This is a genomic window from Roseomonas sp. WA12 (assembly GCF_054165765.1).
The window spans coordinates 494439-513469 of sequence record NZ_CM135108.1 but is presented as its reverse complement, the minus strand read 5'-3'; the positions used below and the strand labels follow the sequence as shown (position 1 = coordinate 513469).

General features: G+C 71.7%; 17 protein-coding genes and 1 tRNA gene. 14 read left to right on the top strand and 4 right to left on the bottom strand.

Features of this window, described 5'->3' with window-relative positions; all coding sequences use genetic code 11:
• Positions 1 to 356: 356 nt before the first annotated feature.
• Complete coding sequence (locus ACVBD7_RS02440; protein ID WP_458095937.1) at positions 357 to 1304, bottom strand: metal ABC transporter solute-binding protein, Zn/Mn family; 948 nt, start codon at positions 1302 to 1304, stop codon at positions 357 to 359.
• 80 nt (positions 1305 to 1384) lie between these two features.
• Positions 1385 to 2179, bottom strand: a complete 795-nt coding sequence (locus ACVBD7_RS02435; protein ID WP_458095936.1) for a hypothetical protein — start codon at positions 2177 to 2179, stop codon at positions 1385 to 1387.
• 146 nt (positions 2180 to 2325) lie between these two features.
• Here ACVBD7_RS02435 and pip point away from each other — a divergent pair, with 146 nt between their 5' ends.
• Positions 2326 to 3300, top strand: coding sequence for a prolyl aminopeptidase (gene pip, locus ACVBD7_RS02430; protein ID WP_458095935.1), 975 nt, complete (start codon positions 2326 to 2328; stop codon positions 3298 to 3300).
• Positions 3301 to 3388: 88 nt separating this feature from the next.
• Here pip and ACVBD7_RS02425 read toward each other — a convergent pair whose 3' ends face one another.
• Positions 3389 to 4345 (bottom strand): alpha/beta hydrolase, encoded by a 957-nt coding sequence (locus tag ACVBD7_RS02425; protein WP_458095934.1) that lies wholly within the window; start codon positions 4343 to 4345, stop codon positions 3389 to 3391.
• Positions 4346 to 4430: 85 nt separating this feature from the next.
• Between ACVBD7_RS02425 and ACVBD7_RS02420 the strand changes: the two genes are divergently transcribed.
• Both ACVBD7_RS02420 and ACVBD7_RS02415 read left to right on the top strand, forming a co-directional pair.
• Positions 4431 to 4507, top strand: a tRNA-Arg gene (locus ACVBD7_RS02420).
• A 397-nt stretch (positions 4508 to 4904) separates the two neighbouring features.
• Positions 4905 to 5918, top strand: coding sequence for an acyltransferase family protein (locus tag ACVBD7_RS02415; RefSeq protein WP_458095933.1), 1014 nt, complete (start codon positions 4905 to 4907; stop codon positions 5916 to 5918).
• Positions 5919 to 6147: 229 nt separating this feature from the next.
• Here the strand turns inward: ACVBD7_RS02415 and ACVBD7_RS02410 are convergent, their stop codons facing one another.
• Positions 6148 to 6906: an aspartyl/asparaginyl beta-hydroxylase domain-containing protein gene (locus tag ACVBD7_RS02410; protein ID WP_458095932.1), complete on the bottom strand. Its 759-nt coding sequence runs from the start codon at positions 6904 to 6906 to the stop codon at positions 6148 to 6150.
• A 418-nt stretch (positions 6907 to 7324) separates the two neighbouring features.
• Here ACVBD7_RS02410 and modA point away from each other — a divergent pair, with 418 nt between their 5' ends.
• From modA to ACVBD7_RS02355, 11 genes are all read left to right on the top strand, one after another.
• Positions 7325 to 8104, top strand: coding sequence for a molybdate ABC transporter substrate-binding protein (modA, locus tag ACVBD7_RS02405; RefSeq protein ID WP_458095931.1), 780 nt, complete (start codon positions 7325 to 7327; stop codon positions 8102 to 8104).
• On the top strand, positions 8104 to 8799 hold the full coding sequence (modB, locus tag ACVBD7_RS02400) for a molybdate ABC transporter permease subunit (protein WP_458095930.1): 696 nt from the start codon (positions 8104 to 8106) through the stop codon (positions 8797 to 8799). The genes modA and modB overlap by 1 nt, the downstream gene beginning before the upstream one ends.
• Entirely contained in the window at positions 8799 to 9878 is a 1080-nt protein-coding gene (gene modC / locus ACVBD7_RS02395) for a molybdenum ABC transporter ATP-binding protein (protein WP_458095929.1), read from the top strand. The genes modB and modC overlap by 1 nt, the downstream gene beginning before the upstream one ends.
• A 123-nt stretch (positions 9879 to 10001) precedes the next feature.
• A complete protein-coding gene (locus ACVBD7_RS02390; RefSeq protein WP_458095928.1) occupies positions 10002 to 11957 on the top strand; it encodes a methyl-accepting chemotaxis protein in 1956 nt (651 codons plus the stop codon).
• Between the two features lie 4 nt (positions 11958 to 11961).
• The gene (locus ACVBD7_RS02385) at positions 11962 to 13386 is read left to right on the top strand and encodes a chemotaxis protein CheW (RefSeq protein WP_458095927.1); all 1425 of its coding nucleotides are present in this window, start codon (positions 11962 to 11964) and stop codon (positions 13384 to 13386) included.
• Positions 13383 to 14513 (top strand): chemotaxis-specific protein-glutamate methyltransferase CheB, encoded by a 1131-nt coding sequence (gene cheB, locus ACVBD7_RS02380; RefSeq protein ID WP_458095926.1) that lies wholly within the window; start codon positions 13383 to 13385, stop codon positions 14511 to 14513. Before ACVBD7_RS02385 ends, cheB begins: the two co-directional genes overlap by 4 nt.
• A complete protein-coding gene (locus ACVBD7_RS02375) occupies positions 14510 to 15355 on the top strand; it encodes a CheR family methyltransferase (RefSeq protein WP_458095925.1) in 846 nt (281 codons plus the stop codon). Before cheB ends, ACVBD7_RS02375 begins: the two co-directional genes overlap by 4 nt.
• Positions 15352 to 17313: a chemotaxis protein CheA gene (locus ACVBD7_RS02370; RefSeq protein ID WP_458095924.1), complete on the top strand. Its 1962-nt coding sequence runs from the start codon at positions 15352 to 15354 to the stop codon at positions 17311 to 17313. The genes ACVBD7_RS02375 and ACVBD7_RS02370 overlap by 4 nt, the downstream gene beginning before the upstream one ends.
• Positions 17310 to 17558, top strand: coding sequence for a hypothetical protein (locus tag ACVBD7_RS02365; protein WP_458095923.1), 249 nt, complete (start codon positions 17310 to 17312; stop codon positions 17556 to 17558). Before ACVBD7_RS02370 ends, ACVBD7_RS02365 begins: the two co-directional genes overlap by 4 nt.
• Before the next feature lie 45 nt (positions 17559 to 17603).
• Positions 17604 to 17984: a response regulator transcription factor gene (locus tag ACVBD7_RS02360; protein ID WP_458095922.1), complete on the top strand. Its 381-nt coding sequence runs from the start codon at positions 17604 to 17606 to the stop codon at positions 17982 to 17984.
• Positions 17981 to 18676: a chemotaxis protein CheX gene (locus ACVBD7_RS02355; RefSeq protein ID WP_458095921.1), complete on the top strand. Its 696-nt coding sequence runs from the start codon at positions 17981 to 17983 to the stop codon at positions 18674 to 18676. Before ACVBD7_RS02360 ends, ACVBD7_RS02355 begins: the two co-directional genes overlap by 4 nt.
• The last annotated feature ends 355 nt before the right edge of the window (positions 18677 to 19031 follow it).

Below are 19031 nucleotides of genomic sequence, written 5' to 3'. Positions count from 1 at the left end.
AAGATGGAGGCCGCAGGCCGCTGCAACCCCCAGCGGCACCCCGATGCCCAGCCCCGTGAGGGCGAGGGTGATGGAAGCGAAGATCGGCATGGTGGCAGCTCCGGCTCGTCTTCCCGCCATTTGGGCCCGAGCCGCCGCCTGCAAAGGGCCGCCCCTCAGAAGGAAGCGCGCCACCTAGGCACGCCGACCACCGGAGCCGCCCTGTCCTCCCACAGGCACTGCGCCAGCAGCCATAGGCAGCTGCAGGTTTCGGCCGCCAGAGCATCGAAGCGGCGCGCCCGGCGGCCCGGGATGAAAAGGGCGTCATCTGCGGCGCGGACAGGACGCAGGAGCCAGCGCCCTCTTGGACGCGCGTCTCAGCCCTCGCCCCGCATCGCCGGCACGATGAGCCCGGTGTTGTGGCGGATCAGCCCCTCATAGCTAGGTGCCGGCCCATCGGGCGGGGACAGTGCATCGGAGTACAGCCGACCGCGGATGCGAGCCCCGGCCTCCTGCGCCAGGCGGTCGAGTGTTGCGGTGGAGGTCATGTTCTCGACGAACAGGGCGGTGATGCGCTGGGCGCGCGCCTGGCGGATCAGCCCGGCCACTTCGGCCGCCGAGGGTTCCGCATGGGTGTTCACACCCTGGGGCGAAAGAAAGGTGATCCCATAGGCATCGCCGTAATAGCCGAAGGCGTCGTGGCTTGTGATGACCTTGCGTCGCGCCTCGGGGACTGCGCCCACGGCCGCGCGCACCTCCGCATCCAGCGTCGTCAGCCGCGCAGAATAGGCCGCGGCATTGCGCGCGTAGTCGGCCGCATTCCCGGGATCCGCCGCGGAGAGGCCCGCCGCGATATTACGGACATAGACCTGTACATTGCGCGGATTTCCCCAGGCATGCGGGTCCGGCGTGCGGGACGGCGCCGCCGCATTCGGCCGCCGACGGGCGGCACCGCCATGGTCATGCCCGGCATGCCCACCCTCGGACGCGCGAACCGTGACGCCTTCACTGGCAGTTACAGTGGTGCCCCGGAAACCGGCGGCACTGGTCAGCCGACCCAGCCAGTCATCGAAGCCAAGCCCGTTGCGGACCAGTACAGCCGCCGCCCGCAGCCTTGCCGCATCCGATGGGCGGGGCTGGAAATCATGCGCATCACCATCCACGCCGACGAGCACCTCGAGCGCGATCGGGCGGTTGCCCGCCACCTGCCGCACGAGGTCGCCCAGTATGGAGAAGCTGGCCACCACAGGCAGGGCAGCCTCGGCCTGGGCCGGGCGGAGGGAAGGAAGGGCAAGCGGGGCAGCCAGGAGGGCGCGGCGCAGCATGGGGCGTCATCCACTACGTTATAACGTAACATATCCTTTGCACAGGAGAGCGCGCAAGGCCACGCCTCGCGCCGACCCTGTTAGCCGCCCCGGCGCCACATCCGGCGCAGCCTTTCCCACAAACCGCCACCCCGGCGCGCGATCGTGCCATGTGTCGCATGCGGCCGACGCGCCGGCGGCGGAAGGGCGCTGGCCACGGTGTGCCGGCCCGCATCCCGCAACCCGATCAGCCGCTGCTCCAGCGCGATCACCCCGGCCACCGCTTCGGGCGGATGGGCGGCCGCCAACTGGTCAGCCGTCGCCCCTGCATCCTCGAAAGCCTCGGCCCGGCGCAGCGCATCCACCACCCGGACCGTCTGCTCGGCGTCGAGCGGCGGCCCAGCACGCCACAGGGCCACTGCTTCCCCCCGCCAGGCCCGCGCCAGATCCGGCTTGCGCGCGTCATCCGCTGCCCAGGCCGCCTGAAGCGTGGCCTCGGCCGATGCATGCAGCGCCCCCGTCTCCTCCAGCACATAGGCATAGGCGAGGAACCGGCGGGACAGCGGCGGATGCGTGGCATCGGCTATCAGCGCGCGGAAAGGCGCCGTACCCACCGCCTCGATCGCCGCGGGATGCGCGTGCGCGATCTCGGGCGCCACATAGCCACAATGCGGGCATTGCTGCAGCCAGGACGCCATGGTGCTCCGCAGCGGCTCGCCCGGGCGCAGATCCAGGTCCGGCGCTCCTTCGGGCGGAACGGGGCGGAACCGCGTCTGCCGGCTCTCCGTGCCGCAGACCGCACACCGGATCTCCGCCGCGCGTGCCGCACCACCGCGGGGCCCCGGCTGGGGGCCGTTGCGGGCGGCATGGAACGGGCCTGGGGTGGTGCGGGGCATCAGACACAAGTTAGGCGCGGCATCCCCCCGCGCGAAGGGGCGAAACCCCCGGGAAAGTGCCACGCGGCCTGGATAGCGCGCGAAATCGCCGCGCCGGGGCATGTCGCCCCGTTGCGCGCCGGGTGCTGCATGCGCGAAACAAGGGGATGCCGCGCGGCGACCTTTTCCCAGACATCGCCCCCTATGAGACGGGCCTGCTGCCACTCTCCCGCTCTCTTCCCGGCGGCGCCGGGGGGCCGGGGCATGTCATGTACTGGGAACAGGTGGGCAATCCGCGCGGCCAGCCCGTGCTGTTCCTCCATGGCGGCCCGGGCGCCGGCGCCGGCGCCGTCCATCGCCGCTTCTTCGATCCAATGCACTGGCGCGTGGTGATCTTCGACCAGCGCGGCGCCGGCCGCTCCCGCCCGCTCGGCGAACTGCGCGAGAACACCACCCCCCATCTCGTCGAGGACATCGAGACGCTCCGGCGCTTCCTCGGCATCGACAAATGGCTGCTTTTTGGCGGCTCCTGGGGCTCCACCCTCGCGCTGGCCTATGCCCAGGCACATCCCGAGCGCGTGGCCGGCTGCGTGCTGCGCGGCGTGTTCCTCGGCCGCGCGGATGAGGTGGACTGGTTCCTCTACGGCCTGCGCCGCATATTTCCTGATGCCTGGGCCTCCTTCGCCGAGCACATCCCGCCCGCCGAACGGCACGACCTTCTCTCCGCCTATCTGAAGCGCCTGACCGACCCGGACCCGGTCATCCACCTCGCCGCCGCCCGGTCCTGGAGCAACTACGAGGGCCTGTGCAGCACCCTGCTGCCAAGCCCCGAGACCGTCGCCTCCTTCGCGCAGGACCGCTCCGCCCTCGGCCTCGCCCGTATCGAGGCGCATTACTTCGCCTACGACCTGTTCCTGCCGCCCGAGGGCCTGCTCGCCGGCATGGACCGCCTGGCCCATGTGCCCGCCGAGATTGTGCAGGGCCGCTACGACATGGTTTGCCCGCCCACCTCCGCCTTCGAGCTCGCCGAGGCTTGGCCCATGGCCCGCCTTACCGTGGTGCCGGATGCCGGGCATTCCGCACTGGAACCGGGGGTGCGGACCGCACTCGTGGCGGCGGTGGAGCGGTTCCGCCGGCGGTAGGAGAGGCCGGAAGGGGGAATTCTCCCTGTCCCTTGTCGTTCTCTATCCGGCTCCTGCTGCGCCACCGACCGCGGCGCACCGAACAGTCCTATGGGGCGACAACTCGGCCCAGCCACGCCGCCCCGCCCGCGATGGCACGCCGCGCCGCCGCCACATGGTCCCGCGCGCGCAGGAAGCCGTGCACCGTGCCCGCGAAGGTCTCCTCCTCCACCACGACCCCCGCCGCGCGCAGGGCGCGCACCATGTCCCGGTTCTCGTCCGACAGCACGTCCAACTCGGCGATCTGCACGAGGCAAGGCGGCAACCCGCGCAGATCGGCCCGGATGGGGGCAGCGAAAGGCGACACACGATCCGCCAGACCGGGCGCGTAGCAATCCCAGTAGAAGCGCATCTTCTCGGCGGTCAGTCCGTAGCCATCCGCGAACTCGCTGTAGCTCGGCGTCGCCATCCGGTCGTCGAAAACGCCATAGTTCAGCAGCAGCCCGCGCAGCCGCAACCCGGGATCCGTCTCCCGCAGCAGCAGCGCTGCCCCGAGCGCGAGGTTGGCCCCGGCGGAATCCCCGCCCAGCACGATCCGTGCGGGGTCCAACCCCCATTCCGCCCCGCTCGCCGCCACCCACCGCACCACGGCCGCCACCTCCTCGAGCGCCTGCGGAAACACGGCTTCCGGGCTCAGTGCATAGTCGGGGCCAATCACTGCGCAATCCGCGCCGGAGGCCAGGCTGCGCATCAGCGGATCATGCGTGTCCACGCTGTTCCACACCCAGCCGCCGCCATGCAGGTAGATCAGCACCGGCAGCGGCGCATCGGTGCGGGGCCGGTGCAGCCGGCACAGCATCCTTCGCCCGCGGGCGAGCACCCAGCGGTCCGCGCTCTCGGCCATGCGCGGCTCGGGCCCGGCCAGCGTGAGGTTCAGCGCGTCGTTCACGGCGCGCGCGGCGTCGAGCGGCCGCTCCAGGGTCTGGGGCGGGTATCCGGCGGCGCGCGCCGCCATCATCTCGACGAAGGCGGCCATCTCGGGGTCGATGCGGGGGTCTTGCGGCATGACCGGCAGTGGAGGCCGGTTCGGCGCTGCACTCAAGAGCCGGGGCTTTGCCGAAGGACCGCGGACGGCTAGTCTTGGTGGGCGTGTCTCCGTAGCTCAGCAGGATAGAGCACGGGATTCCTAATCCCGGGGCCATGGGTTCGAATCCCGTCGGGGACACCATCACCTCTCGAGTTCTCGTGGCTTCTTGTCCTTGGTTCTGAGGGTCCGATTAGGCCGCGTGGCGGCTTTTGATCTCGTTCCAGGCAATGTCCAGCATCAGACCACCACCCGGGCCCGTGATGAACACCTCCGGCCATTTCTGCCGCGCGCCACCCTCGGGCGGGCAGCTGAGCTATCCGAAACTCAAAACCCCTGTCACCCTTGCGGGATGCTAACGAAGTCCTCTCTGCGTTCACCACCTCAGGCAAGAGATCCACGATCAAGTCAGCGGCCACAGCTTGGCGAAAGTAGCCCGTTCCGAAATTCAGCCCTGGACCATAGTTCCGCGGGTGCCACGTCGCACCCAGGTACAGCCCCTAAATTGCCGCTGGTTCAGGCGCTCCGTGTGGTTGCCGCAGTGGCCGTTCTGCTTTTCCACACGAGCTTCCTCTTATCCGCGCATGGATACACCGGCTGGCCTGCGGAGGTCTTCGGATGGCGTTTCGGCCGGTTCGGTGTCGTGCTCTTTTTCGTAATCTCCGGTGCCTTGATGGCCACCTTAGTCCCTCGAACCGACGTTGCCCGGTTTCTGTCCCACCGGCTCGTGCGCATCTATCCGATCTTCTGGATCGCGACAGTGACGACGACTCTATTGCAATGGGTCCAGGGGGCGCGTGTCGGTCTGGACCTCAAAGCTCTTGCCCTGATTCCGGGAGGCGCCTGGCAGTATCTCCTTGGAACGGAGTGGACGCTCCCTTACGAACTGGTCTTCTACCTAATCGTCTCCGCCCTGATTGCGTGGGGCGCTAAAGGATGGCTGCATCTCGTAGCGCTTGCTTGGCTGGTCGCGATCGCTGCCGCGAACGCAGTCCTGCCGGAGGTGCAAGCCGCGTGGCAGTTCCCGCCTTTGCTCTTGCTGCCTTTCACTGAATTCAGCGCTGCTTTCGCCTGCGGGCTGGCTGTCCCCTGGCTTATGCAGCAAAAGAGGACGTGTGCGGTCGCACCGGCTCTTGGGGGCTTGTTCATCCTCGGGTCTGAAATCCATCCCCCCGCAACGCTATGGCTGTTGGCTCTAGGTAGCACCGGGATTGTCATCGGAGCTCTGGGAGCTCAAGCCAGAACCGGGGTCATGAGCCGCTGCATGGTCGTGCTGGGCGACCGAAGCTTCGCGCTCTACCTCTGCCACGTGCCGATCATCCTGGGCGTACTTCAACTCGTCCGCCACGAGGCAACGCTATTGCCTCTCTGGATCGGAACCATTTCCCTATGTCTCGTTGCAGGTTACTTGTTGGGAAGCCTCGATATCGCACTGCACCGACAGTTACGGAGTTGGATCGACAAGAGGACACCTATTCTGCGGTCCAGCCTGAGCGCGGCTTTTGTCGTCGTATTCCTTTTGGCCAGCCTCGTCGTGCATTGGCAGGGCCCATGAATCGATTGAACCAGCCTGATCGCAAGAGGCGCTTTTTGGGGCAAAGGCCGGATTAGAAATCTGCGTTCAATCGGCGCGGTCAAATACGCAAACGCTATTGCGCTTCGCTTGAGCACCTGGCCCGAGTTGGCGGCTCAGCTCCGCCACCCGGCTGTTTGCCGGTTTCCAGGCGCCGCATGGCTGAACGGCCAAACTTTTGTGGCGAACCGGCCCGCCCAGGGGCGGGTCCTCAGTTCAGCCGCGGCGCCGCCTTCGCATAGATCGGCGTCGAGACATCCAGCGGGTTGCGGATAACGAGCCCCGGATCGGGCAGGTAGTCCACGAACAGGTTCACCCGGTGCGCCCGCCCCTTGTTGCGAACCGAATGCCGCACCCGATTGTTGAAGTCATAGGCGCGGCCCATCGCCATGGTGAACTTCCGCCCGTCGATCTTGTACTCGACCGTCGGCGTGCTGCTCAGCGAGACATGGATGCGGTGCGCCCGCGCTGCCATTACCTGCCCGTCCACGTGCGGCGCGATATGCGCGCCCGCCCGCAGCCGCACCAGCGCCAGCCGCGTCACCACCCCGCGCGGCGTCCGCAGTGGCGCGATCGCCTGCTCCACCACCGGTGCCAGCACGTCCTTGAAGCGCAGCCAGTCCGGCATGGTGTAGACGGGCCACAGATCGGTGTCCTCGCGCCCGATCGGCAGCAGCGGCTCCGGATCCAGGCCCTTCGTGGTGGCCCAGGCATAGACGAGGTCCTCGAAGTGCTGCAGCCCGCTGGTCGAGGCGGAGGGGTGCCACTCCGTCTTCATCATGATGTTGTCGGTCACCGCATGCGGGCCGCCCGCCACCGCATCCTGGCGGAAGGTGTTGCCCGTCCAGTCCTCCTCGGTGAGCGTGCCGACCACCTTGAGCAACCCGCTCACATCGATGGGGCCGAGATCCTTCAGGGGAACGCCGATATCCATGGTCCGGTCCAGCCAGTCGTGACGCCGCCCCGTCACGGAACGGCCATGCCCGCCGCCGCGCAACGGGCAGTGCCCATCGCAGAGCAGCCATCCCCGCCGCCACGAAGCGGCCGGCCCTTCGCACAGGCGCATCAGGCCCCGCACGGCGGAACCCGAACCGTATCCGCGATGGCCACGCCATGCCATCCCGGATCGCCGCGCCCCTCATCGCGTGTTCAGCACGGCGCAGGGCCGCGCCATCCCGCCCGCGGCCGTGCGAAGCGCGCAGGAGACCCCGCGATGAGCGGCAACCGGTTCTCGCAGGAATGTTCTGCGGCCATTGCCGTCGCGGCAGCGGCCGTCCTTTTCACATTTCGCTGGCATCGCACCCGCGTGGTCCGCACGCCACCATCGGCCGCCTTGCGATCACCCCAACCCAGCGCTATAGCCAAATGGGAACAGCGGGCGGGAACCGATGCGCCGTCATCTCCTGCGCACGCTCGCGGCCGGCTTCGCCCTTGCCACCGTGCTGCGCGCCCGCGCGGACACCCCGCCCCTCGTCTTCGCCGCCAGCAGCCTGACGGACGCGCTCCGCGCCCTCGGCCCGGAATGGGCCGCACGCGGCAACCCCGCCCCGCGCTTCTCCTTCGCTGCCTCCTCGGCGCTGGCTCGCCAGATCGAGCAGGGCGCCCCGGCCGACATCTTCGCCTCCGCCGACGAGCCCTGGATGGACTATGTCGCCGGGCGCGACCTGATCCTGCCCGAAACCCGCCTCTCCCCCATCGCCAACGCACTCGTCCTCATCGCCCCTGCCGACCGGCCCGCCACGCCCGTCGTCCTCGCTCCCGGCACGGATCTGGCCGCCCTGATCGGCCCGAACGGCCGCCTCGCCACCGGCGACCCCTCCAATGTCCCTGTCGGCCGGTATGCCCAGGCCGCCCTCACCTGGATGGGTGCGTGGGAGGCCATCGCTCCCCGCCTCGCCCGCGCAGACAATGTCCGCTCCGCCCTGCTGCTGGTCGAGCGCGGCGAGGCCCCGCTCGGCATCGTCTATGCCACCGACGCTGCCGCCTCCCGCGCCATCCGTGTCCTCGCCACTTTCCCGGCCGAGAGCCACCCGCCCGTCACCTGTCCCTTTGCCCTCACGCGCCGCGCCTCCGGCAATGCACAGGCGCGCGCATTCCTCGCCTTTGTCACCGGCCCGGATTCTGCCGAGACCTGGCGCCGCCACGGCTTCACGCTCCGCGCGCCCTGATGCTCACGCCGGAGGAATGGGACGCGGTCCGGCTCAGCCTCTCTGTCGCCCTCCGCTCGGTCGCCTTCGGTCTGCCACCCGCCGTGCTGGTGGCCTTGCTCCTGGCCCGCGGCCGCTTCCCCGGCCGCGCCCTGCTGGATGCTCTGGTCCACCTCCCCCTTGTCATGCCGCCCGTCGTCGTCGGCTGGCTCCTTCTCGTGACCTTCGGTCTGCGCGGTCCGGTCGGTGCCTGGCTGAACGAGCTCTTCGGCATACGCCTCGTCTTCACCACCGCAGGCGCCGCGCTGGCCACCGCGGTGATGTCCTTTCCCCTTATCGTCCGCGCCGTCCGCCTCAGCCTCGATGCCGTGGATCCCGGGCTGGAAGCCGCCGCCCGCAGCCTCGGCGCCGGCCCGATCGACCGCTTCATCACCGTCACCCTGCCCCTCGTCGCGCCCGGCATCCTGTCCGGTGCCATCACCGCCTTCGCCGCCGGGCTGGGTGAGTTCGGCGCCGTCATCACCTTCGTCTCCAACATCCCCGGCGAGACGCAAACCCTGCCCCTCGCCATCTACAGCGCGACGCAAACGCCAGGCGGCGAAGCCACTGCGGCCAAGCTCGCCGCCATATCCCTCACCCTGGCGCTTGCCGGCCTGCTGCTGGCCGACCTCGCCGGCCGCCGCCTCGCCCTCCTGCTCGGCCGGGCCCCGCGCTGATGCTCGAAGTCGCGCTCCGCCACCGCTACCCCGGCTTCACGCTGGAGACCGCCTTCACCACCCCAACGCCGGGCGTCACCGCCGTCTTCGGTCCCTCTGGCTGCGGTAAGTCCACGCTTCTCTCCGCAGTCGCCGGCCTGCTCCGCCCCGACACCGGCCGCGTCGCGCTCGACGGCACCGTGCTGCTCGATACCCCCGCTCGCATCACCATCCCGCCCGAGCGCCGGCGCTGCGGCGTCGTCTTCCAGGACTCCCGCCTTTTCCCGCATCTCTCGGTGGAAACGAACCTCCGATACGGCCTCCGCCGCGCGCCCCGCGACGCCGAGGGACCGGGGCTGGAGGAGGTGACCGACCTCCTCGGCATAGCTCCCCTTCTCCCGCGCCGCCCCGCGTCCCTCTCGGGCGGCGAACGCCAGCGCGTCGCCCTTGGCCGCGCCCTCCTCTCCCACCCGCGCCTCCTGTTGATGGACGAGCCCCTCGCCTCGCTCGACGCCCCCCGCCGCGCCGAGGTCCTCCCCTTCCTGGCCCGCGTCCGCACCCGCTTCCGCCTGCCCATCCTCCTCGTCACCCACGCCCTGGACGAGGTGGACCGCCTCGCCGACCGACTCGTGCTGATGGAGGCTGGCCGCGTCCTCGCCTCCGGCACCGTCGAGGCCCTCTCCGCCCGAACCGACCTCCCCCTCCTCGCCGGTCGCCGCGATGCCGGCGCCGTCCTCGCCTGCACGGTGCTGGACCACGACCCCGCGCGCGGCCTCACGCGGATGGGCTTTTCCGGAGGCGAACTGCGCGTCCCGATGCGGGACGAACCGCCCGGCGCCGCACTGCGCGTCCGCGTCCGCGCCCGCGACGTTTCCGTGGCGCTCGAAGAACCGCGCGGCCTCTCCGTCCAGAACATTCTTCCCGCCGAGCTGGAGGCCATCGAACCCGCCGCGCCGCACGAAGCGATGCTGCGCCTCCGCACGGGCGGCGCCGTCCTGCTCGCCCGCGTCACCGCCGATGCCGTCGCCCGCCTCTCCCTGCGACCGGGCCTCCGCCTCTGGGCCCTGGTGAAATCCGCCGCCTTCGCCGCCCCGGGCTGACCAGCTTGGCGGCCCCTGCTCCCACCCCCTAGACTGACGCCGAGTCCCGCCCCGTCCCGACCGTGACGGCTCCGCCCTCCGGTCGGATGGCGCGCCGGCGGGCTTCGATCGGGGGCGGGACGCATGGCGCTGGTAAAGACATCCGAACTGACGCGCCCCGCCGCCCAGGTTCCCGACCAGGCCCCGGCGCCGAAGGTCGTGCCCTCCGCCTCCGCCCTGCAGAACACAACCGCCGCCCTCGCCGCCAGCCAGCGCCGCGCCCAGGACCGCGCGCGCAACCGGCGCGAGAAGGCCGCCGAGCGCATCGGCGCCGCCACCGAGGAACTGGCCTCCGGCATCACCGAGGCCGCCGCCGCCGCCGAGGAGCTGAGCCGTGCCCTCGTCCAGATCGCCGCCGCCTCCGAGGAAGCGGCGGGCGCCGCGCAGCAATCCCAGGGCAGCATCGACAGCCTGGGCGCCATCTTCGTCCAGGCGCGCGACCGGGCGGAGGATTCCCGCCGCCGCACCGCCGCCCTCCAGGCCGCCCTTGCCGATCTGGGCAGCGGCATCGAGGCCTCCTCCGCCTTCGCCGGGGAGAACGCCGCCCGCCAGTTCCGCGCCGTGGAAGTGGCAACGGCGCTGGAGGAACGGGCCGCGCGCATTGGCGAGCTGATCGGCACCGTCGGCGACATCTCCGACCAGACCAATCTCCTCGCCCTCAACGCCGCGATCGAGGCGGCGCGCGCCGGCGAGCACGGCCGCGGCTTCGCGGTGGTGGCCGAGGAGGTGCGCGCCTTTGCCGAGGGGTCCGAGGCGAGCGCGCGCGAGGTGCAGTCCCTAGTCGAGGGCATCCGCGCCGAGGTCCGTACCGTCGCCGCCCGCATTCGCGATGCCGCCGCGGGCGCCGAGGAGCAGGCCGGTCAGGGCCGTGCCGTCGTCGCCACACTGGAAGGCGTGCGGGAGGGAATGAGCGCGCTCGCCGAAGGTGCGCAGACTATCCTCCTCGCCACCGTTGAGGCCGAGACCGCGGCGCGCGAGGCACAGCGCGGCGCTGAGGGCGTGGCCTCCGCCGCCGAGGAGCAATCCGCCGCCACCGCCGAGGCCCAGCGCGCAGTCGGCCAGCAGAGCACCTCCCTGGACGAGAGCCAGCGCACCGCCCAAGCCCTCGCCGCGGTCGCGGAGGGGCTGCAGGCCGGCAACACCGCCTCGGCCGAGACCGTCGCCTCCTCCGCGGAGGAACTCTCGGCCGCTGTGCAGGAGATGTCCGGCGCCGCCGGCGAGATCATGACCGCGCTGGAGCAGATCAGCCGCGGCGCCCAGGTCCAGGCCGCCGCCACCCACCAGTCCTCCGCGGCCATGGCGCAGATCGAGCGCGCCGCCGCCGGCACCCGCGCCGCCGCGGCCGCCGCAGTTGAACGACTCGCCACCATCAGCCCCCGTCTTACCCAGGGCCGCGCGTCCATCGCCGGCATCGCGGCGGGGCTCGAGGAGGCGACAGTGGCGGCGCGCGACCTAGCCGGCCAGGTCGCCGCGCTGGACACCTCGGGACGCCGGATCGAGCGGGTGGTCGATTCCATCGCCCTCGTCGCCGTGCAGACGAACATGCTGGCCGTCAGCGGCTCCGTGGAGGCGGCGCGGGCCGGCGAGGCCGGGCGCGGCTTCGCCGTGGTCTCCACCGACATCCGCGCCCTGGCGCGCGACGCCGCCGCCCAGGCCGATGGCATGAAGGAGGTGGTGCGCGACATCCGCGACCAGCTCGCCCTCGTGCGCGCAGAGCTCGGCGCGGTCGCCACGGCCTCCTTGGGCGAGATCGCCAAGGGACGTACGGTGCTTACTCGACTGGAGGCGGCCGAGGCCGACCTGCAGGAGCTGCGCACGGGCGCGGATGAGGTGCTGACCGGCACCGACCGCATCCTCACCTCCGTGCGCGAGGTGCTGGCCGGCACCCAGGGCATCGCTGCCGCTGCCGAGCAGGCCAGCGCCGCCGCCGCCCAGGCCTCAACCGCCGCCCGCGAACAGGCGCGCGGGGCCGAGGACCTGGCCGCCGCCATCGAGGAGATCGCCGGGCTGGCGGACGAGCTGCGGTCCGCGGGGGCCTGATCCGGTGCCCGATTCCGCCGGGACGGAGGCGGCGGGCGATGCCGCCATGCTGACCGTCGGCGTGGCGGGCGAGGTCCTGGCCCTGCCCGCTGCCGCAGTGCGCGAGGTGCTGCGCCCCACACCCCTCACCCGCGTGCCCCAGGCGCCGCCCAGCCTTCTCGGCCTGTCCAACCTGCGCGGCGCCGTGCTGCCCGTGCTGTCCCTGGCCCGTATCACCGGCCGGGCGGAGACGCCCTCCTCCCCCGCTTCCCGGGTCGTGGTGATGGAGGGCGCGGCGCCCTTCGGCCTTCTCGTCGAGTTGGTGCGCGGACTCGGGCGCGGCGAGACCGCGCAGGCCATCGACCTCCCCGCCCTGCTGGCGCACGATTTTGGCGCGCCGGCGAAAACCGCACCCCAGCCTCCACCGGAACCGGACGTCGCATCCACGGACCCCACCGCCCGGACGGTCGCGCTTCTCGCCTTCACCCTTGCCGGCCAGGACTACGCGCTGCCGCTGGACCGCGTCGCGGCAGTGGCTCGCCTCCCCGAGGGCCTGGCCAACCTGCCGGGCACGGATGACGCGATGCTCGGCGTCCTTCCCTTCCGGGGAGAGGTGCTGCCGCTCGTCTCCCCCCACGCCCTGCTCGGCCTGCCCGCCATGGCCGCGACGTCACACACCCGCCTTCTCGTCACGCGCCTCGGCAGCCTCCGCGTCGGCCTGGTGGTGGATGCCCTGCGCGCGATCCTGCGCCTGCCGGACACCGCACTGGACCCGGTTCCCCCCGTCCTCACCCGCGGCCGTGGCGAGGCGCGGGTGGAGGCGATCGCGCGGCTCGACGGGGGCCGCCGCCTCATCTCCGTCCTCTCCCCGACCCATCTTTTCGACGAGGCGACGACGGCGCGCCTGCTGGCAGGTGTATCCGACAAACCGATGGAGGAGACCGCTCCAGCCGCATCCGCCGATGCGGAGGAGCGCTTTGTCATCCTCCGCCTGGGCGACGCGCAATTCGGCCTGCCCGTCCCTGCGGTGGACGAGGTGGTGCGCCGCCCCGCCACCCTCGCCCGCATCCCCCGCGCGCCGGACTTCGTCCTGGGCACGATGAATCTGCGCGGCGCCGCCCTGCCCGTGATCGACCAGCGCCGCCGCTTCGGAGGGGAGGCGAGCGGCAAGGGCGGCCGCGTGGTGGTCGTGCGGATGGACGGGCTGCGCGCCGGCTTCGTGGTGGATGCCGTGCCGGAGGTGCTCGCCGTCGCCGCCGCCGACCTCATCCCCGCGCCGGCCCATGCCACGGGCGGCACGGTATTCGACCGCGTGGCGCGCGTGGAGCGCGACGGCCGGATGATCCTGCTGATCAACCCCCATGCCCTGCTCGAGGGTGCGGAACGAGACCTGCTGGCCGCCCTGGCCAAGCCGCGCCCGGAACGCGCGGGGAAGGCCGCAGCCCCGTGATCCGCGTGCTCGTCGTCGATGATTCCGCGCTGATGCGGCGCCTGCTCGGCGGCGTCCTCACGCAGGCGGGCGGCTTCGAGTTGCGCTTCGCCCGCGACGGGCAGGAAGCGCTGGAGGCTATCGCCGCGGACCCGCCCGATGTGGTGACGCTGGATGTGCAGATGCCGCGCATGGACGGCCTCACCTGCCTCGACCGCATCATGCTCGAACACCCCGTGCCGGTGGTCATGCTCTCCTCCCTCACCGGTGCTGGGACGGAAGAGACGCTGGAGGCGCTTCGCCTCGGCGCGGTGGACTTCCTGGCCAAGCCCGCCGGCGCCGCCTCCCTCTCGATCGAGGATCTGGCGCCCATCCTTGTGGAGAAGGTGCGCGCCGCGGCCGGCGCACGGCTGCGCCACAGCCACCGCCTCGCCGAGCGCGTGCGCCTGCGGGCAGGGCTCCCTGCACCGCTCCCCGTTCGCAGTCGCCCGCATGCGGCAGGCACCGCCACACCTACCGGCACGCCGGCCGCCCCGGCCCAAGTCCCGATGCCGGACGCGCCCTTTCCTGCTGCGCTGCGCGGCATCGTCCTCCTCGGCTGCTCCACAGGGGGCCCGCCGGCGCTGGATGCCGTGCTGGCGCCGCTGCCCGCCGACTTTCCCTGGCCCATCGTCATCGCCCAGCACATGCCCGCCAGCTTCACCGGCGCCCTGGCCCGACGCCTGGACCGGCTCTGCGCCCTGACGGTGCAGGAGGTGGTCCGCCCCGTGCCGCTGCGGCCCGGCCATGTCTATGTCGGGCGCGGCGACGCCGATCTCCTCCTGGCCCGCCGCACCGCCGGGATCGTCGCCCTCGCCGCGCCCTCGAGCCCTTCCCATCGATGGCATCCGAGCGTGGACCGGCTGGTGGACAGCGCAATGGAATTGCTGCCCGCGGCCCAACTCCTCGGCGTGCTGATGACCGGCATGGGCAATGATGGCGCCGCCGCCATGGCACGGCTGCACGCCGCGGGCGGGCGCACCATCGCGGAGGCGGAGGAAACCGCCGTGATCTGGGGCATGCCGGGCGAGCTCGTGCGGGCCGGCGGGGCGGGACTCGTGTCACCTCTCGAAGCCATCGCGCCGACGCTCAAGACGTGGCTCGCATGAGCGACGCCCCGCTCGGCGCCGAGGACCTGCGCCGCCTCTGCGAGTTCCTCTATCGCCGCACGGGCATGCTCTACGGCGAGAGCAAGCGCTACTACATCGAGCGCCGCGTGGCGCAACGCATCGCGCGCTCCGGCGCGGCCGGTTTCGCCGACTACATGGCGCTGCTGCGCACAAGCCCGGCCGAGGCGGAGCGCCTGGTCAACAGCTTCACCGTCAACGAGACCTACTTCCTGCGCGAGGAGCATCAGCTCCGCGCACTCAGCCGCGACATCCTGCCCGAGATCGTCCTCCGCCGCGGACCCGGCGACCGCGTGCGCATCTGGTCCGTCCCCTGCTCCACCGGCGAGGAGCCCTACTCCATCGCCATCTGGCTGTTGGAGAACTGGGCGATGGTCGATGCCTACAACATCGAGATCGTCGGCTCCGACATCGACACCGACGTACTGGCCGCCGCGATCGACGGAACCTATGGCGAGCGCGCGACCGCCCGCCTCCCGCCCGAGTTGCTAGCCCGCTATTTCGGCCCCGCGCAGGACGGGCAGCGGCGCATCATCCAGGATCTGCGTGAATCCGTGCGCTACACCACGGCCAACCTGGTGGACGCGGCCAGCATGGCGGCGCAGGGTCGGTTCGACGTGATCCTGTGCCGCAACGTGCTCATCTATTTCGACGAGGCCTCCCGCGTCGATGCCGCGCGCAACCTCTACGCCGCCCTCGCGCCGGGCGGCTTCCTGCTGCTCGGCCACACGGAATCCATGACTCGCATCTCCTCCCGCTTCGTCCAGCGCCGGTTCGAGGACGCCGTCGTCCACCAGCGCCCGCTGCAGGAGACGCCGGCATGAACGAGCTGCTGGAGGTCTTTCTCGCCGAGGCGCGCGAGCTGCTGCAGGCCTCCTCCGACTCCCTGCTCGCGCTGGAGCGCGATCCGTCCTCCGCCGCGCATCTCGACGCCGCCTTCCGCGCCGTGCACACCCTGAAGGGCTCCGTCGCCCTTTTCGACCTCGCGCCGCTCGGCGCTGCGCTGCATGCGGGCGAGGACCTGCTGGACGCGATGCGCACCGGCCTCCTCGCGCCCGGCCGCGCATCGCTGGACGCCCTGCTGGGCCTTGTCAGCGCCGCCGAGTCCTGGATCGAGATCTTCGCCACCGCCGGCGCCCTGCCCGCCGGGGCCGCGGTGCAAGGAGATGCGCTGGAAGCCGCCCTGCGTGCTCCGCTCCTGACCGGTACTGCAGCACCCGCGCCGCCCCCCGAACCCGCAGCCGCGGACTGGCTCCCCGCCCTGCTCACGCGCGAGGCCACGTCCATCGCCGCTGCCCATGCGGCAGGCCAATCGCTCACAGCTCTTCGCTACGTCCCGGCGCCCGACTGCTTCTTCCTGGGCGACGATCCGATGGCGCTGATCCGCGCCCTTCCCGGCCTCTCCGCCCTGCACATCGCGGCACGCGAGCCCTGGCCGGCCGAGGGCCCCGATCCCTTCACCTGCAACCTCCTCATCGAGGCCGCGAGCACCGCGGCCGAGGCCGATCTGCGCCGCGCTCTGCGCTTCGTGGCCGACCAAGTCGCCTTCGCCGCCGTGCGGCCACCCGCCGTGCCCTCGCCCGCCGCCTCCCCCGCCCGCAGCCTGCGCGTGGATGCCGCCCGCGTGGACGCGCTGGCGGACATGGCCGGGGAGTTGATCGTCGCCCGCAACGCCCTCGCCCATCTCGTCGCCCGGATCACCGACGGAGGGGAGGCCGCCGACCCCGCCCTCGCTCGCGCCCTGGCCGACAGTGCCGCCGGGATCGGCCGCCTCGCCGCCACCATCCACCGCGGCGCGCTCGGGCTGCGCCTCGTCCCGCTCGGCCGCGCCTTCTCCCGCCTCCCTCGCCTGGCGCGGGAGACTGCGGCGCGGCTGGGCAAGGAAATCACCTTCACCATGCAGGGCGAGACGGTGGAGGCCGACCGCGCCGTGGTGGATGGCCTGTCGGAACCGCTGCTCCACCTGCTTCGCAACGCCATCGACCACGGCATCGAGGATCCCGCCGCACGCGAGGCCGCGGGCAAGCCCCGCGCCGGCCGCGTCACCCTTCTCGCCCGGCGCGAGGGCGAGGGCATTCTGGTGGAGCTGCGCGACGACGGCCGCGGGCTGGACCCCGCGCGCCTCCGCGAGGCCGCCCGCGCCCGCCTGATGATGGAACCCGCCGCGATCGACGCGCTGGACGATGCGGCGGCGCTGGACCTCGTCTTCCGAGCCGGCCTCTCCACCGCCGAAAGCGTCACCGACATTTCCGGCCGCGGCGTCGGCATGGATGCCGTGCGCGCCGCGGTGGAGGCGCTGGGCGGCCGCGCCTCCGCCACCGGCGCGCCCGGCGCGGGCACCGCCATCCGCCTTCTCCTCCCCGCCGGCGCTGCCGTTACCACGGTGCTCGCGGTGCGCGCGGGCGGGGAGTCCTTCGGCATCCCCGCTGAGCTGGTCGCCGAGACCGCCCGCATCCCCGCGGACAACGTCCTGCCGCTCGGCCTGGGCGAGGCCTTCGTCCTGCGCGGCCGCACCCTGCCACTGCTGCGTCTCTCCGCCCTGCTCGACCTGCCTGAGGCCCCCCGCGGCACCGCTCTGCGCGCCGTGGTGACGGAGGGGGCGGCCGGCCGCGCGGCGCTGGAGGTGGACGGCTTCGAGGGCAGGCTCGACCTGCTGCTGCGTCCGCCGGAGGGCCTGCTGCGCGGCCTGCCCGGCCTGCTGGGCACGGCACTCAGAGGCGATGGCCGCGTGATGATGGTGCTGGACCTCCCGGGCCTACTGGCGCGGAGCGCCGCCAGATGAGCGTGAAAGCCGAGGGCGCGGTCATCCGCATCGAGGGCGAGGCACGGGTGGAGGACGCCGAGACGCTACTCGTCCTCCTGCAGGCAGCGCCCGGGCGCGCGGTGGACCTGGCCGCCGCCGGCCCCCTGCACGCGGCCGTCGTGCAGGTGCTGCTGGCCCTGCGCCCGCCCCTCTCCGCGCCCGCATCCGATCCCTTCACTGCCCGCTGGCTGGCCCCGCTTCTGGCGCCGGCTGCAACGGGCTAGTATGGCGGGCGGCGAAACGGCATCCGTCGCGCCCTGGAGCACCCGATGGCAACCACCGTCCTGATCGTCGACGACAGCAAGCTGGCCCGGATCGTGGCCGGCAAGGCGATCGCGGCCCTGCAGCCCGACTGGGCGCGCGCCGAAGCCGCCAATGCCGACGACGCCCTGGCGCGCCTGGCTGAGGGCGGGATCGACCTCGCGCTGCTCGATTACAACATGCCCGGCAGGGACGGCCTGGCCCTGGCCGCCGAGATGCGCAGCCTGCATCCGGAAATGCCGATTGCCGTCATCACCGCCAACGTCCAGGACGAAGTGATTGCCCGTGCGCGGGCCGTAAATGCCAGCTTCGTGCCCAAGCCGGTCACGGAGGAGGCGCTGCGCGGCTTCGTCTCCGGCGCCGCGCTGCGCCTGCGCGCCCGCGGGTGACCCCCGCCGACCCAACCGGCAGCGCGCCCGCGGCAAGGCCGGCCGTCATCCTGGACGAGCTGGAACGCGACGCCCTCACCGAGCTGGTGAATATCGGTGTCAGCCGCGCCGCCTCCTCCCTTCGCAAGATGGTGGGCGGCGAGGTGCTGCTCTCCGTCCCCTCCATCGAGGTAATCCCGCACGCCACCGCCGCCACCCTCATCGAGGAGCGCGAGGGCGGTGACCTGATTGCGGTGCGCCAGAGCTTCGCCGGCGCCTTCCGCGGCCGCGCGCTGCTGATCTTCCCCCAGGCCAACGGGCTGGAGCTAATGCGCGCCGTGGCCGGCGAGGATATCCCGCCCGAGGACGCCGCCGAGATGGAGCGCGAAGCGCTCGCCGAGACGGGCAACATCATCCTCAACGGCTGCCTCGCCACCATGGCGAACATGCTGCGCCGCTCACTCACCATGTCCCTGCCCGAGGTTCTGCGCGGTGACGGCCGCACCCTTCTGGCCGGCCCGGACACGACGCAGCCCCAGGGGCTGGTGCTGTTCCTCTACATCAACTTCGCCGTTCGTGACCGCAGCCTGCGCGGCTACATCGCCATGGTGATGGACCTGCCCTCCCTCGGCGCGCTGAAGCAGCTGGTGGGCGACTTCATCGAACGGGTGATGGATGACGACATGGACGTCGCCCCGCCCACCCCGGCCTGAACACCCCTAGGCAGCCCACGGGGAAAGCGAGGACATAACTCTCCGACCCGCCGGTAGACATCGCTGCGCCGGATGAAGCCGTCCCCAGGGATCTCGGGCCGGTCGAGGGTCACGCGGTACAGCTCGGCCACCTGCCCCGGCATCTGCCGCGCGAGGGCGAACCAGTGATCCAGCCGCTCGAAGGTGTAGGACGCGCTGCGAAGAAGGGAGCCGGCGCGCCGGCAGTGCCACTCGCAGCTCGGCAACTGCCGATGCCGCTGAACGGGGATTCGGATACACGCTCCGCCGTGACCCGCGAGAGACATTTGAGCGTCCTTGTCTCGCTTACGACGTGCAGCAGCGCGCGTGCGGCTAG

Bases quoted from the DNA above. Each gene is read 5' to 3' on its own strand.
- ACVBD7_RS02390 (WP_458095928.1), top strand. From the start codon at position 10,002: ATGGCGCTGGTAAAGACATCCGAACTGACGCGCCCCGCCGCCCAGGTT.
- modB (WP_458095930.1), top strand. From the start codon at position 8,104: ATGCTCACGCCGGAGGAATGGGACGCGGTCCGGCTCAGCCTCTCTGTC.
- modC (WP_458095929.1), top strand. From the start codon at position 8,799: ATGCTCGAAGTCGCGCTCCGCCACCGCTACCCCGGCTTCACGCTGGAG.
- ACVBD7_RS02440 (WP_458095937.1), bottom strand. From the start codon at position 1,304: ATGCTGCGCCGCGCCCTCCTGGCTGCCCCGCTTGCCCTTCCTTCCCTC.
- ACVBD7_RS02435 (WP_458095936.1), bottom strand. From the start codon at position 2,179: ATGCCCCGCACCACCCCAGGCCCGTTCCATGCCGCCCGCAACGGCCCC.
- pip (WP_458095935.1), top strand. From the start codon at position 2,326: ATGCCGCGCGGCGACCTTTTCCCAGACATCGCCCCCTATGAGACGGGC.
- modA (WP_458095931.1), top strand. From the start codon at position 7,325: ATGCGCCGTCATCTCCTGCGCACGCTCGCGGCCGGCTTCGCCCTTGCC.
- ACVBD7_RS02365 (WP_458095923.1), top strand. From the start codon at position 17,310: ATGAGCGTGAAAGCCGAGGGCGCGGTCATCCGCATCGAGGGCGAGGCA.
- ACVBD7_RS02360 (WP_458095922.1), top strand. From the start codon at position 17,604: ATGGCAACCACCGTCCTGATCGTCGACGACAGCAAGCTGGCCCGGATC.
- ACVBD7_RS02370 (WP_458095924.1), top strand. From the start codon at position 15,352: ATGAACGAGCTGCTGGAGGTCTTTCTCGCCGAGGCGCGCGAGCTGCTG.
- ACVBD7_RS02375 (WP_458095925.1), top strand. From the start codon at position 14,510: ATGAGCGACGCCCCGCTCGGCGCCGAGGACCTGCGCCGCCTCTGCGAG.
- ACVBD7_RS02425 (WP_458095934.1), bottom strand. From the start codon at position 4,345: ATGCCGCAAGACCCCCGCATCGACCCCGAGATGGCCGCCTTCGTCGAG.